We start from the raw sequence: 14,279 nt of genomic DNA, 5'->3' as shown, positions 1-14,279 counted from the left end.
AGGGGAGGGGCGAGGCGCCCCGGCCGGAAAGAAGCCCCCTTGACCCCATTATGCTTATTCCTGAGTTTTATATAAAGACTTTTGTCCATGTGCTTATCACGCCTTTCCATAGTGTTGCGGTAGTTTGATTTCCGGTGTGAGTTCCACGCCAAAACGTGTCATGACGCCCTCCTGTACCCTTGCCATCAGACAGAGGAAGTCGTCGGCTGTGCCTCTTGCCTTGTTTATAAAGAAGTTTGCATGTTGTCTGCTGACCTCTATCTGTCCTTGTGCCATGCCCTTGCATCCTGCTGCCTCTATGAGTCTTCCGGCAAAGTCTCCGGGGGGGTTTTTGAACACACACCCTGCCGATAGTTCAGTCAGGGGCTGGGACTTTTTCTTTTGTGCTAGGCAGTCATTAAATCGCTCTTTGAGTGCGAAGGCATCACCTCTGATGAGTCTGAGGCCGGCCTCGACTATGAGGTTTTCACCGGCAAGTCCGCAGTGTCTGTAGGCAAAGGGGATAGCGTCTCTGGTCAATTGCCTTATGGCGCCCGTGCCGGTGATAACGGTAACGTCCTCGATGACGTCCTTGATCTCAAAGCCGAAGGAACCTGCATTGCCTGCGATGGCCCCGCCCACGGTGCCGGGTATGCCTGCAAGACCTTCGAGGCCTGCCGCTGATGCCTTCAGGGCAAAGTTCAATGCCTTGGCCAGTGGTACTCCGGCCCCTGTCCTGATTGTCAGGCTGTCGTCGTCCAGCAACCACTGCATGGTGCATAACTGCCGTGTTGAGACCACCACAGCGTCGATGTCCTCATCGCCAAAGAGCAGGTTGCTGCCTCCGCCGATAATGAACAGCGGTAGCGCCATCTCCCGTGCCCTCTGCATTAGTGTTACCATGCTGTTGAGGTTACCGGGTTCATAGTACAGGGCTGCCACACCGCCGATCCTCAGCGACGTATGATGTCTCATGGGTTCGTTGTAATATGCCATACCCTTGAGGTCTCTGACCAGGGTGGAGTAATCGCAACCGACACTAGTTACTTGCATAGCTGCCCCTTATGAAATCCTCACCGACCTTCCAGACGTCTCCGGCGCCAAAGGTCAACAGATAGTCGTCCCTTCTGGTCTCACGCGACAGGGTACTCAACAACTCCTGCGTGTCGCTGAAGTAGGCCACCTCCACCCCCTCGGACCTGAGACGTTGATAGAGTGTTTGTGAGTTTATACCCTCTATGGGGTCTTCCCCTGCCGGATAGATGTCCAGGAGGTAGAGTCTGTCGGTGTGTGTAAAGGAGTGTGCAAACTCCTCCATCAGCGCCTGTGTTCTGGTGTATCGGTGGGGCTGAAAGACGACGAGCAATCGATTTCCGGTCTGTTGTCTGACGCCCTGGATGGTCATTTGTATCTCTGTGGGGTGATGGCCGTAGTCGTCATAGACCTTGACGCCCATGGATTCGCCCTTGAATTCGAGTCTGCGTTTGATGCCCTTGAAGCGTTGCAGGGAGCCTATGACGGACTCTATGTCTATTTTGAGGTAGAGGGCAGTGGCCGTGGCTGCCAGGGTGTTGAGGATGTTGTGTTTGCCCGTCAGCGGAACCTCAAAGCGTTCAAGCAGTTCACCCTGGAAAAACAGGTCATACTGTGTCGTCATGGCGTTGAATGTTATATTTTTTACCGTGTAATCAGCCGGGTGTGACAACCCGTAGGTGACGACCTTTCGGTTTATGTGTGGCAGGATGTCCCTGACATTTGGGTCGTCTGCCGAAACGACGCTCAGGCCGTAAAACGGGACCTTGTTGAGGAAGCACAGGAATGCCTTTTTGAGGTTTTCCATGTCCGAAAAGTAGTCCATGTGTTCCTTGTCGATGTTTGTGCATACTGCTATTGTCGGGCTCAGTTTGAGGAAGGAGCCGTCGCTCTCATCGGCCTCTGCGACCATGAACTGTCCTCTGCCGAGGTTTGCATTGCTGTTGGTAGCCATGAGCTTTCCGCCGATGACCACGGTGGGGTCATAGCCGGCATCCAGGAGGATGGTAGATATAAGCGACGTGGTGGTGGTCTTGCCGTGTGAGCCGGCCACCAGGACGCTGTACTTGAGTCTGCCCAGCTCTGCCAGCATCTCCGCACGCGGGATAACGGGGATTGAGCGTCTTCGGGCCTCTGTTACCTCGACATTTTCCTTGCCTATGGCCGATGAGACAACGACTACGTGTGCGCTGTCAATGTTTTCCGGGCGGTGGCCAATGTATACCTTGATGCCCAGGGTGAGCAGTCTTTCTATCGTTGAGGAGCCCTTTATGTCGGAGCCGGTGACCTCATAGCCGAGATTATTGAGTACTTCGGCTATGCCGCTCATACCGATACCGCCGATCCCTACGAAGTGTATTACTCTGTACTGGTTAAACATCTGTCGTACTCCTGTTTATAGTAGTGTGATTTGTCTTTCATAAGCATCAGTGCGATGTGTGCGACCCGCTTACCTGCGTCGGGTTTTCCTAGAGCCTTGCAGTCGCGCTTGAGTCTGTTTCTGAGGTTGGCGTCGCTGCACAGGGCGATAATTTGTCGTGCCAGGGACTCGCTGTCCAGTTCCTGTTGTCTGATCATGATGGCAGCGGTGCTGGAGGAGAGTCTGGCTGCATTTGCCTCCTGATGTGCCCCCGCGGCATAGGGATAGGGGATCAGGATGGCGGGGATGCCGATGGTTGTTATTTCGGCCAGCGTGGTTGCCCCTGCCCGTGATATGAGCATATCGCAACAGGCATAGGCCTCGGGCATGTTAAATATAAACGGCGCCACGGTGCCGGAGAATCCGTTGTGCTGGTAGGCGCCTCTGACCAGCTCGTAGTCTGCGTTACCGGTCTGATGCAGGAACTGTATCTTGTCTTTGTAGTTGTTCAACAGCGGGAGTGTTCCCATGACGGCTTTGTTAATTGCCGTGGCCCCTGCGCTGCCTCCAAAGATGAGCACCGTCAACAGGTCATCGCGCAGGGAGAACATCTCCAGCCCTTGCGCCCTGGTTGCCCTGAGAATTTTTTCCCTGACGGGGTTGCCCGTGATGATGGCCTTGTCCTTGGGCAGATAGTCCAGTGAGCTTTCGTAGGTGATGCACACCTTGTCTGCCACCTTTGACAGCAGCTTATTGGCAAGGCCGGGGATGGAGTTCTGTTCGTGTATGACGATGGGAATGGACAGCAATGCCGCCGCTGCAACCGGCACAAAAGAGGCATATCCGCCAGTGCCTATCACCACGCTGGGTCTGACGCCTCTGAGAAACGACACGGCATCAAAGAACGCTACGATTAGCTTAAAGAATGCCCATATCTTTTTGCCCAGTGATACGCCGACAAAGCCCTCCGTGCGCAGGAGTTTGACGTAGTACTTTTCCAGTGGCAGCACCCTGGTCTCTATGCCCCTGTCGGTGCCCATAAATAGGATGTCTGCCTGTGGCATCTTTTTTTTGATCTCCTCCGCTATGGCTATGGCAGGGTAGAGATGTCCGCCGGTACCACCGCCGGCTATTACCACCTTACATCTGTTGTTGTTTGTCATATGAGAACACCCTTGCCTTTCTGTGATTGACTCGTCTGGTCGTATTAATGCCATGTGTGACTGACTCAGTGCGTGGCACTGTCGTGTGATTTGCGAGGTTCAGCAGCATCCCGACCTCTGTCAGGTTTATGATCATTGAGGAACCTCCGTAGCTTATAAACGGCATGGGAAGTCCCTTGGTTGGTACCATGCCGGTGACAACGCACATGTTTATCAGCGCCTGAAGCACGATCAGGAGTGTTATACCGCTTGCCATAAAGAACATAAACCGGTCAGTCAGCCCGTTCATTATTAATATAGCCCTGCTGAAAAACAGCACAAACAGACATATCACAAACACCGCACCCAACAGACCGGTCTCCTCGCCAATGATGGCAAAGATGAAGTCGGTCTTTGACTCCGGCAGGAAGTAGAGTTTTTGCATACTCTTGCCCAGACCGACGCCGTGTACGCCGCCGTTTCCCAGCGCCACAAAGGACTGTATCAACTGAAACCCGCTGTTTCTCTCATCCGCCCAGGGGTCTAAAAACACCAACACCCGCTTTAACCGGTACGGTTCCTTGACCAGCTTAATCACCACAGGTATAAAGACCAGGCCCACAGAAAAGATGTATTTCAGTTTGACGTCTGCCAGAAAGAGCATCGTAAAAGTGATTACGCCAATTATGGCGGCAGAACCAAAGTCCGGTTGATGCAGCAGGATGGCCTGTATGCAGACCATCAGGATAATCGGTTTTATGAATGCCTTAAAATTGATCAGTCTGTTCCCTACGGTCACGGTATCAGTTGTAAAGTCGGTACTGGAGAGATACCTGGCCATGAGGATTACCACTGCCAGCTTCATGGCCTCGGAGGGCTGAAAGGTAAATTGCCATATACGCAGCCATCGCCGTGCGCCATTAACCGTGGCGCCAATCATGGGGAGATTCACCGCTATCAGGAGCACCAGGGCTATGAAAAATATCTCCAAAGCCCTCCTGCGGTATATGTCTATTGGTAAATTGTATGCGATGATCATAAACAGTATGCCCAAAGTCACGGAGGCCAGGTGTTTTTTGAGATACCGTAAATCTACCAGGTTTAAGTTTGCGGCAGGTTGGCCGTCATTTACGGCGTTGGAACTCATCTGTGCCCTGGCCGACGGTGAGACGACGGAAGTGGAGCTGTAGACCATCAACACCCCCGTCAACACAAGCGCTGCCGTAGTCAACAGCAACACGCTGTCAAACTGTCCGTTTACCCTGGTACCCTGTAGTGTCATATGCGGTATCCTCTAAAAAAAGCATGGTAACAGGTTTCGCAAGAAGGGGTCAAGGGGACTGGTCCCCTTGCAGGGGAGGTCTGAGGAGGGGGCGGAGCCGCCCTCCTTCTTTCTTTTACCGTGAAATATAAAGAGGATACCATATGCGTCTCTGGAGTGTTTCTACTATCCGCCCGCCTGCGTGGGGGATAACGGGTTAGCAATTGATTCCTTGTACAGCCCTGTGACGGTGTCTTTAAAGACGCGTCCTCGTTCTTCGAAGTCCTTAAACATGTCAAAGCTGGCACATGCCGGGGAGAGCAGGACGACATCACCGGCGCCGGCAATGCCCTTTGCGCTGAGGACGGCAGAGGGCAGGTCGTTTTCCAGATACACGTTGGTTATGTCCTGTATGGATTTCCTGAACTTGTCTTTTGACTCACCGATCAGGATGGCGGCCTTGACCTTACCCTTTATAGATTCCCTGAGAGCAGAGAAGTCACCGGCCTTGTCCCTGCCCCCGGCAATGAGCACGATGGGTTGTTCAAAGCTCTCCAGGGATTTTATCACTGCCCAGATATTGGTGCCCTTGGAGTCGTTGTAGTACTTGACCCCGTTGATTTCTTCCACGAACTCGACCCTGTGTTCGAGCCCCTTGAAGTCCTTTAGCGTATCCCATATATTTTGCATACTACACCCACATGCAAGCGCCATAAGCGCTGCAGCCATTGCGTTTTCTATATTGTGTACGCCGGTCACTTTAAGCTCGGAAGTCTTAAACACCGGCATTTCGCCATCCACAAGCCAGGAGCGTCCTGGAGCGACAAAGAACTCAGGACATAGCACCTCAAGCTCAGGCAATCTGAAGGAGATAATGCCGTCCTTGTAGAATGCCCCCCGGAGCCTTGCACAGTCTGGCGCTTCAACGTCCTCTTTGCGACTGAAGTACAGCACCTCGGGGCCATTGCTCCCTACGCGGCATGCCAGATTGCGTGTAAGCGGGTCATCGGCGTTGAGGACGAGGAAGTTCATTTTGTCCTGATTTTCGAATATCCTGCACTTGGCATCCGTGTAGTTTTCCATGGTCAGGTGTCTGTCGAGGTGGTCGGGGGTGATGTTTAATATGGCCGCCACCCTGGGCCGGAACCTGTCGATGGACTCCATCTGAAAGCTCGATACTTCGGTAACGATATAGTCGGGACAGACAAAGTCCAGCGGTTTTTCAAATGACTTGATGAGTTTGCTGATCTCATCCGTGATGGCCTTACCGATGTTGCCACCCAGGACGGTCTTAAAGCCGCTGGTTTTGAGTATTTCATTGACCATGGTGGTCGTTGTGGACTTACCATTTGTACCCGTTATTGCCAGAAAGCCCAGAGAGCATATCTTGTGAAACTCCTCTACCACCTGATATGCCAGCTCCAGCTCACCGATGACCTTTATGCCGTTTTGTCGGATGCGTTGAATAGATTGATGCTGCATCGACACCCCCGGGCTTATGACTACGAGGTCGGCCTTGTTGAGAATATCATCGTTGAACTGGCCGAGCTTGATGTCCACCGCAGAGTCCAGTTGCTCGACGTAACCGGATAGCTCGTTATAGCTCAACACGTCCATGATCGTCACAATGGCGCCCAGTCTGACAAGGAGATTGGCTGCCCCTACGCCGCTTCTTGCAAGCCCTATTACTACTGCCCTCTTACCACTAATGCCTTTAAACATTACCGTCCTCTCCATAAAAAGTTATCATACTATTTCCGGTTGCTTCTTTTTCTCAGTCCATTCTTTGCCAGACTGATAGGTGTTTGCTTGTCTGTTTCTGATTTTTTAACAACAACCCTGGATTTCCTTGACTGTTGTTTCTTAGCCAGGCTTACAGATTTTTTTTTGCCTGTTTTTGATTTTTTTACAACAGCGTTTGACTTACCGGGCTTGTCCATGTTGTCGTCTCCGCCTTCTGCCATTTCCCTTACCTGCGAGTCCTTGACTCTGTGCCGGATGCGGGAAGACTTTGTTTTGCGATGTTTCTTTTTGAGTTTATGTACACTGGCAGTCTTGACACGTTTTTCGTCTACATTGCTTTGGTAGATTACCGGGGCTGCGTTGCCTGATGATATATCGTAGCCCTTTGATAGTATGTTTTTGGCGCTGTGCCACAGGGCGCTCCTGTTGTTGTCGCCCAGGACGGCTGCTACGAGTGTGTTGTCTCCCTTTTCGGCCGCAAAGGCCAGACAGTGGCGTGCCTCCCTGGTGTAACCGGTCTTGCCCCCCAGGAGGTCGTCATCGGACCAGAGCAACTTGTTGGTGTTTGCCACCGTTATATTGCGGCCATCTATGGTGGAGACGGTCTTGGTCTTTGTGTTGATTATGTCCTTGATTAGCGGATAGCGTAAGGACTCGTTCATGACCATGGCCAGGTCATATGCCGTTATGTACTGTTCCCCCCCGGGCAAACCGTGTGGGTTGGCAAACTTTGTGTCCTTTGCCCCTATCTGTGCTGCCTTCCTGTTCATCAAATGCACAAACTGCTCCTCGGAACCGGACACCGCCTCGGCAAGGGCTACTGCTGCACCATTGACGCTCCTGACAAGCAACAGGTACATGAGGTCCCTGACGTACAACCTGTCACCTTCCCTCAGGGATGCCCCGGAACAGTACAGCCTGGCGGCATCCTTTGATATGGTAACGACCTCATCCGTCCTGATGTTGTCTATGACCACCATGGCCGTGACGAGTTTGGCCGTGCTTGCAGGGGGTTGCTTGTGAGTCGGATTTTTGGCATAAAGTATCCTTTCGTTGCCACTATCCATGATGACGGCAGACCTGGCCGTAATATCGCTTCCATAGGCCGAATTTGACATAAAAATAACGACTAAGAAAGATAATAAGATATAAATATAACACACTGTCAACTTTTTGAACTTACAATAACCTTTTTCCATAGTATTCACCTCAATTTGATAGTTGTCAGACTTAATAGAGCAAGCATTATGCCAATGATCCAGAATCTCACGACGGTCTTTGGTTCGGCCCACCCTTTTAGTTCAAAGTGGTGGTGTATGGGGGCCATTTTAAAAATCCTCTTACCTGTGAGCCTGAAGGAGGCCACCTGGAGGATAACCGACAGGGTTTCGATCACGAATATGCCCCCCACGATAGCCAGGACGATTTCCTGTTTTGTTATCACGGCCAGCGTACCCAGCGCCCCACCCAACCCCAGGGAACCAACGTCACCCATGAAGACCTCGGCGGGGTAGGCGTTGTACCACAGAAAGCCCAGCGACGCCCCCAGCATGGCCCCGCAAAAGACGGTAAGCTCTCCGATGTCCGTGCGGTAGAGTATCTGGAGGTACTTTGCCAGTTCCGCATGACCTGATATGTACACCAGGACAGCGTTTGCCAGTGTTGCGATCCCCACCAGGCCGATTGCCAGGCCATCGACTCCGTCGGTCAGATTAACGGCGTTGGTGGAGCCTACGATTACAAACACCGCAAAGGGGACGTAGAATATAAACAGGTCGATCAGCATTTTCTTGAAAAACGGGATGATGAGTATTGTGCCGTACTGGTCGGAGGGAAAGACATACAGTGCCGTGCTTACCATCAGGGCTACGAGTATCTGGAGTCCAAACTTGTACATGGCCCTGAGTCCCTTTGGGTTGCGCCTGGAGACCTTGAGGTAGTCATCGACAAAGCCGATGATGCCAAAGCTCATGGTTGAGAGTATCATGATAATTATGTACCTGTTGGCGAGGTTGCCCCAGAGCAGGACCGATACGAGGATGGAGACCAGGATCAGTATGCCGCCCATTGTGGGGGTGCCGGCCTTTGAGAGGTGGCTTTTGGGGCCGTCGGTTCGTATCTGTTGGGTCAGGCTGATCTTCCTGAGGAAGTTGATAACTGCCGGGCCCAGCGCAAAGGTGATCAAGAGTGCCGTGATGACGGCGATGGCCGTCCGGAACGTTATGTACCTGAATACGTTTAGTGGTGTGTAGAGGCCGTGCAAACTGTATAGTAGATAATAAAGCATTGTTACTCCAGTATGGTTTCCATTTTATTGCATCCTGAGGCTGGGTTTGCCACCCCGTTTCCCCCCAGGCGCTCATCGATAAATGCCTGCGCCACTTCCCTGTCATCAAAGGGATACCGGACGCCCCTGACCTCCTGATAAGTTTCGTGCCCCTTGCCTGCAATCAGTACCACGTCGCCGGCCCCTGCCATGTAGATGCCTCTTTTGATAGCCTCTCTCCTGTCGGGTTCGATTTCATATTGGTTTCCCACAACGCCGGACTTGATCTGGGCAATAATGTCCATGGGGTCTTCGTGCCTGGGGTTATCGTTGGTGATAATCGTGAAGTTGCTCATAGTGGTAGCGATTCTGCCCATCATGGGTCTTTTGCCGGTGTCGCGGTTGCCGCCGCAGCCAAAGACCGTAATAATGCGACCCTTGTAAAATCTCCTGACGCCACTGAGCAGGTTGTCCAGGGCATCGTTGGTGTGTGCATAGTCGATGAATACGGCGAAGTCCTGTCCACGCTCTATGGGTTCGAGTCTGCCCCTGACCCCCTGGAGCAACGATATGCCTCTGAGTATGACATCAACGGGGATGGCGAGGCTCAGTGTCGCGGCAAAAGCCGCCAGGATGTTGTAGACGTTGATGTAGCCACGCAGGTGTGACCTCACGAGGTATGTCTCTGCGTTGCACCGGAGCTTAAAGGCAAGGCCGGTGAGTGTTTTTTCTACATCAGAGGCCATTATATCGGCCTTGGTCGTTATACCGTATGAGAGGGTGGTCCTTTTTAACTCTCTAAGATGCCTGCACAGGGTTATGCCATAGATATCGTCGGTGTTGATGATGGCCGTGGCCTTGGGGTTGAGCAGTTCGGTAAAGAGACGCTTTTTGCTATTAAAGTAGTCCTCCATGTTGGTGTGATAATCGAGGTGGTCTCTGGTGAGATTGGTGAAGACGGCTGCGTCAAAGGCAACGGCATCAACACGTTTTTGTGCCAGTGCGTGCGAGGAGACCTCCGATACCACGTACTGACAACCGTCGTCACACATGCGCTTGAGAAACATTTGAAATTCGGGGGCCTGCGGGGTGGTGTGTGAGGAGCTGTAGGTGTTGTTGCCTACCATGTGGTGTATGGTTCCGATGAGTCCCGTTTTTTTATCGTATGCCTGAAGTATGGATTTGATGAGACAACTGGTGGTAGTTTTTCCGTTGGTGCCCGTGATACCGATCAGCTTCATAGCCCTTGCGGGGTTACCGTAGTAGTTGGCGGCAATATGGGCCATAGCCAGGGGGACGTCGGCCACCCTGAGCATTATTACGTCGCTGGTGTTTAGCAGTTCGGGGGATATATCGCTGTCGTAGACGATCCACCGGGCACCACGTTTGATGGCATCGGGGATGAAGGCATGACCATCGGAGTGTACCCCCCTGACGGCAAAGAACATGCCGCCCTGTTCGATCCTTCTTGAGTCGCACGATATATCGCTGACCTGGCCGCTGAGGTTGCCCGTGTATTGCGTTATCAGCCCCGGGTCGCTGACTCTATGTATATTATCCAACACTGTAATTATGTCCATTGTCCTGATGATGTTTTAGTTTACCTTCCACGGGGTTGATATCCCCGGCGCTGTGTTTACGGTTCCTTTATCGACAACGAGGATGTCTTTTTTTATTTTGTCATCCGTTGGTGTGTCGTCCTTTGGCACGTTGAGGTAGGAGAGTGATTTCTCCGTTATGTTCTTGAACACCGGGGCTGCAACCAGGCCGCCATAAATCTGGCCTCGTGGCTTCCACACGACGACAATCAGGGCAAATGCCGGTTTGTCTGCCGGTACGAAGCCAACAAAGGAGCTGATGTAGTCAACGCTTGAGTACCTGCCGATGCTTTTGTCAAAGACCTGGGCCGTGCCTGTTTTTCCTGCCACGGTGTTGCCTTCGATGGTGGCGTCTTTTGCCGTGCCACCCTTTTGGGTGACCATCTTGAGGGCATCGGTCATGATATCTATGGTGTGCTTGGATATCAGTCTCTCTCGGCTGGTCTGCTTCCAGTGTTTAACGGTCTTGCCCTCCGGGCTGACAACGGCCTTGACTATGTGGGGATAGACGGCATAGCCACCGTTGGCCACTATTGAGTAGGCGGTTACTACCTGCAGGGGGGTGGCCGCTATCTCCTGTCCGATGGGGACTGCCCCGATGGAGGTGCCGGACCACTTTTCGGGCTTTCTGATCCAGCCCGGGATTTCCCCTGGCAGATCGAGGCCAGTTTTTTCGCCAAAGCCGAACTTCTTGACGTAATCGTAGAGTCTCTGCTTGCCCAGTCGCTGTGCCAGTTTGATCGTGCCCACGTTGGAGGACTTCTGGATGACCTCCATGAAGGTCAGAATGCCGTGCGGGTGTGCGTCTTTGACCCTCTTTCTGCCGACCTGGATAGAGCCACCCTGGCAGTCTATCAGTTCATCGGGACGCACCAGTTTCTCCTCCAGGACGCCGGCTGCCGTTACGATCTTGAAGGTCGAACCGGGTTCGTAGACGTCCGTTATGGCGCGGTTGCGTCGTGCCGAGGGGTTAGCCCCGGCGGGATGGTTGGGGTCAAAGGTTGGGCGGTTGGCCAGGGCCAGTATCTCACCGCTGTAGGGGTCGAGCATGATGGCCGTTGCTGCGGATGCCTTCCACTTGTCAATGGCGGTGTCAAGTTCGGTCTCCACGATGTACTGAAGCCCCTGGTCTATGGTCAGTACGATAGAGTTACCGGTTATTTCATTTTCGTTGGAGGTATAAAAGATGTTTCCGCGGGCATCACGTTCCACGGAGTACTTGCCGCCGGATTTGGTGAGGTCACTGTTGTACTGAGCCTCAATGCCCTCCAGGCCTCGGTTATCTATGTCCACGAAGCCCAGGATGTGTGAGGCCAGCGGTCCCGTTGTGTAATTACGTTTGGGTTCCGGCAGGAAGCCTATCCCGTTGAAGTTGAGCTGCTGGATTCTGGTCGTGTCCTCCATGGGAATCTTTCTCTTTATCCAGACAAAGCCCTTGTCACCCTTGATAGACCTTACCAGGTCGTCATAGTTGGTGTTGATAATCTGTGCCATCTGGTATAGTTTTTTCTCATCCGGGGTATAGTTGAGCCTGTCGAGGTATACGGAGCTGTGTTCGAGATTTACGGCAAGACGTCTGCCCAGTCTGTCCAGTATCATGCCACGTCGGACCTCTATGGAGAGTTCGGTGGTGGTTTGTATGGCGGATTTTTTTGCGAGGCGCTCGTGGTTGATGACCATCAGGTCAAACAGACGCACGATGATGGCAGAAAACCCCACAAAGATCAGCACGTACAAAAAGACGCTACGTCTGCCCCTCAGCACTGACCATACCCCTTATTATTCATGTCGGATATCATTTCAAATAGTTAACCTTTTTCTTTAACATGTATGACCTTACTCCTGTCCGGGAAATCAAAACCCATCTTCTTGGCCACCTGGTCTATGTTGGCGATGGAGAGCAGCCCCTCTTTTTGGACAATGAGGTTTCTCTGTTGCTTTATAAGCTGGTGCTGGCGTTGTTGCAGGTTTCCCAGCTTGTACTGCAACGATTTGATACTCGAACGCAGCCACACGGTAAAAAATATACCGCCCACTATCAGCAACACCCCCATGGCCATCAGGACGTTGCCCAGCAGCTCATGTTTCCTGATACGGATCATAGTCTGATACCTCCTCGTAGTTTGGCGCTCCTTGAGGAGGGATTGTCCCGCACCTCCAGGGGGCCTGGTGTTATAGGTTTTTTTGTGAGGGTTTGCAACTGCCCTGCCACCTGCTGTTGACGGAAGAAGGTCTTGACAATCCTGTCTTCAAGTGAATTGTACGAAATGACACATAACCTGCCGCCACTACGCAATAATTTCGGGCAGACATCCAGTGTCCGTGTGAGCGTGCCAAGCTCGTCGTTGACGAACACCCTCAGGGCCTGAAACGTCTTTGTAGCGGGGTGTATCCTTCGCCTTTCCCCATGGCTACCACTCCGGCTACCACTCCGATATTGGCGGGCAACAATATCGGCCAGCTCCCGGCATGTATTTATAGCCTTGTCCTTCCTGTATGCGACAATGGCCCTGGCAATGGCCCTGTATCTGCCCTCCTCGCCATATGTGAGGATTATCTCCTGCAGCCTCTCCTGCCTGAATGTATTTACGACCTCATGTGCGCTCGGGGATATGTCCCTGTTCATTCTCATGTCAAGGGGATAGTCGGAGTCAAAGCTAAACCCCCGCTCCTTGTCCCTGATCTGCCCCATGCACAGTCCCAGGTCCAACAAGATTGCATCGACGCCGTCGTATCCCAGCCCTCTGACGATGCCGGACATATTGGCGAAATCTTCCCTGATTATCACGGCACGCTCATCTGCAATCGTATCCCGTGCAATGGCAATGGCGGCGTCATCCTTGTCGATGGCAATGACCCTACCCCCGGGGCCAAGGCTCTCCAGCATTTGCCGGGTGTGTCCGCCCATGCCCGTGGTTGCATCAACACAGATGGCATCTCCGTTTATCTCAAGGAGCCGCATAACCTCCACTACCAGTACCGGCTTGTGACATACGCACACTAAACCCTCCACTCATATTACAGATACCACCTTATCATATTCCCAAATCATATTCCCAATTTGGCCAACTCTGCCTCATACTGCCTGAGGTCAACATCGCCCGGCCTGAACATCTTCTCCCACCTCTGCCTCTGCCACACCTCAAGTCTGTCGCTGACGCCGGTCAGCACAACCTCCGTATCCGTCATGATGCCAACCTCCTCCCTGAGTATAGGAGGGATGACCACCCTGCCATGTCTGTCAAACTCACTCTCACAGGCCGAACCGACCACCTTTCTCATAAAATACTTCACCGCATCGCTTGAGCGCGGCAAGGCCGCCACCTTGTTCATCAGCGCCTCCCACTCCTTGTCGGGAAACACCTGCAAACACTCGTCATTTACGGTACAGGTGATAAATATCCTCCGCCCGTAGTTGTCCTTTATGACGTCCCTGAACTGTGCAGGTATAACGAGCCTGCCCTTGTCATCGACCTTTAAAATATGCCTACCGTAAAAACCTGCCATGCCTCTACCACATTTCTACCACTCTGATCCACTTTATACCACATGGCAGTGCGCTGTCAAGAAAAAAATTTATTTATATAAAGTTACTTGATAAATGCTAAATATTTACTTTAATATTTAATGGCGTATTTTGCATGAAATTTGAGGTTACCCCTGTATGAAAATGTGAGATTTCAAGTTTCTTTGATCGCTATGAGGTGAGCGCACAGGTAGCCTCCGAACAATCCCCCATTACCTGGACGTTGTGTCAACCCTGTCTGATAAACAAGAGGGCATAAATATGTATCCTCTTTATATTTCATGGTAACTATGCTTTTATGCATCATGGATTCCTGGTCAAGCCAGGAATGACACACTTGGAAAACACCTGTAACTGTCATTCCTGCGAAAG

The 14,279-nt window shown here is 52.2% G+C and carries 13 protein-coding genes; all 13 read right to left on the bottom strand.

Annotated elements, in window-relative coordinates; all coding sequences use genetic code 11:
* Positions 1-96 precede the first annotated feature (96 nt).
* Positions 97-1,032 (bottom strand): UDP-N-acetylmuramate dehydrogenase, encoded by a 936-nt coding sequence (murB, locus tag HWQ67_RS04185; RefSeq protein ID WP_218251390.1) that lies wholly within the window; start codon positions 1,030-1,032, stop codon positions 97-99.
* The gene (gene murC / locus HWQ67_RS04180) at positions 1,019-2,392 is read right to left on the bottom strand and encodes a UDP-N-acetylmuramate--L-alanine ligase (RefSeq protein WP_218251389.1); all 1,374 of its coding nucleotides are present in this window, start codon (positions 2,390-2,392) and stop codon (positions 1,019-1,021) included. The genes murB and murC overlap by 14 nt, the downstream gene beginning before the upstream one ends.
* On the bottom strand, positions 2,371-3,534 hold the full coding sequence (gene murG, locus HWQ67_RS04175) for an undecaprenyldiphospho-muramoylpentapeptide beta-N-acetylglucosaminyltransferase (protein WP_218251388.1): 1,164 nt from the start codon (positions 3,532-3,534) through the stop codon (positions 2,371-2,373). Before murG ends, murC begins: the two co-directional genes overlap by 22 nt.
* A complete protein-coding gene (gene ftsW / locus HWQ67_RS04170) occupies positions 3,512-4,795 on the bottom strand; it encodes a putative lipid II flippase FtsW (RefSeq protein ID WP_218251387.1) in 1,284 nt (427 codons plus the stop codon). The genes murG and ftsW overlap by 23 nt, the downstream gene beginning before the upstream one ends.
* Before the next feature lie 165 nt (positions 4,796-4,960).
* Complete coding sequence (murD, locus tag HWQ67_RS04165; RefSeq protein WP_218251386.1) at positions 4,961-6,511, bottom strand: UDP-N-acetylmuramoyl-L-alanine--D-glutamate ligase; 1,551 nt, start codon at positions 6,509-6,511, stop codon at positions 4,961-4,963.
* A 14-nt stretch (positions 6,512-6,525) separates the two neighbouring features.
* Positions 6,526-7,635 (bottom strand): D-alanyl-D-alanine carboxypeptidase family protein, encoded by a 1,110-nt coding sequence (locus tag HWQ67_RS04160; protein WP_218251385.1) that lies wholly within the window; start codon positions 7,633-7,635, stop codon positions 6,526-6,528.
* An 86-nt stretch (positions 7,636-7,721) separates the two neighbouring features.
* The gene (mraY, locus tag HWQ67_RS04155; protein WP_218251384.1) at positions 7,722-8,804 is read right to left on the bottom strand and encodes a phospho-N-acetylmuramoyl-pentapeptide-transferase; all 1,083 of its coding nucleotides are present in this window, start codon (positions 8,802-8,804) and stop codon (positions 7,722-7,724) included.
* A 2-nt stretch (positions 8,805-8,806) separates the two neighbouring features.
* On the bottom strand, positions 8,807-10,363 hold the full coding sequence (locus HWQ67_RS04150; protein ID WP_218251383.1) for a UDP-N-acetylmuramoyl-L-alanyl-D-glutamate--2,6-diaminopimelate ligase: 1,557 nt from the start codon (positions 10,361-10,363) through the stop codon (positions 8,807-8,809).
* 15 nt (positions 10,364-10,378) lie between these two features.
* The gene (locus HWQ67_RS04145; protein WP_218251382.1) at positions 10,379-12,145 is read right to left on the bottom strand and encodes a peptidoglycan D,D-transpeptidase FtsI family protein; all 1,767 of its coding nucleotides are present in this window, start codon (positions 12,143-12,145) and stop codon (positions 10,379-10,381) included.
* A 44-nt stretch (positions 12,146-12,189) separates the two neighbouring features.
* Positions 12,190-12,483 carry a hypothetical protein gene (locus HWQ67_RS04140; RefSeq protein ID WP_218251381.1) on the bottom strand — a complete coding sequence of 98 codons (294 nt, stop codon included), beginning with the start codon at positions 12,481-12,483 and terminating at the stop codon, positions 12,190-12,192.
* Positions 12,480-13,394 (bottom strand): 16S rRNA (cytosine(1402)-N(4))-methyltransferase RsmH, encoded by a 915-nt coding sequence (gene rsmH, locus HWQ67_RS04135; RefSeq protein WP_218251380.1) that lies wholly within the window; start codon positions 13,392-13,394, stop codon positions 12,480-12,482. Before rsmH ends, HWQ67_RS04140 begins: the two co-directional genes overlap by 4 nt.
* 35 nt (positions 13,395-13,429) lie before the next feature.
* Positions 13,430-13,888 carry a division/cell wall cluster transcriptional repressor MraZ gene (locus HWQ67_RS04130; protein WP_218251379.1) on the bottom strand — a complete coding sequence of 153 codons (459 nt, stop codon included), beginning with the start codon at positions 13,886-13,888 and terminating at the stop codon, positions 13,430-13,432.
* Positions 13,889-14,061: 173 nt separating this feature from the next.
* The coding region (locus HWQ67_RS04125; protein WP_218251378.1) for a hypothetical protein at positions 14,062-14,279 on the bottom strand (218 nt) is incomplete at its 5' end.

The sequence above is a fragment of the Candidatus Magnetobacterium casense genome (genome assembly GCF_019173545.1).
Lineage (GTDB): Bacteria > Nitrospirota > Thermodesulfovibrionia > Thermodesulfovibrionales > Magnetobacteriaceae > Magnetobacterium > Magnetobacterium cryptolimnobacter.
Note: the sequence above shows the minus strand (reverse complement) of the source record. Positions and strands in the feature narration are given on the sequence as shown.